Source organism: Bacillus sp. SIMBA_154 (genome assembly GCF_046536015.1).
GTDB classification, from domain to species: domain Bacteria; phylum Bacillota; class Bacilli; order Bacillales; family Bacillaceae; genus Bacillus; species Bacillus pumilus_P.
On sequence record NZ_JAWJBV010000473.1, the window covers coordinates 1 to 251 of the forward strand.

Genomic DNA, 251 nt, shown 5'->3' on the forward strand with positions numbered 1-251 from the left:
CGTTGGTGATCTGGGTCGTCCGGACTTGCTGGACGAAGCCGCAGGAGGGGCTGATACCCGCTACGAAGGTGCCAAGCAGATGTTTGCCAGTCTGCGTGACAAGCTTCTGGCTCTGCCAGATTATGTTCAGATCTATCCGGCGCACGGGTCCGGTAGCGCCTGTGGCAAGGCCCTCGGAGCTGTGCCAACGACAACGGTCGGTTACGAGCGCAACTTCTCCTGGTGGAGCCGCTATGTCACCGACGATGACG

General features: G+C 60.6%; 1 pseudogene. It reads left to right on the forward strand.

The window, feature by feature from the left end:
* Positions 1–251, forward strand: a pseudogene (locus tag R0K30_RS22815) (MBL fold metallo-hydrolase); the annotation flags it as partial.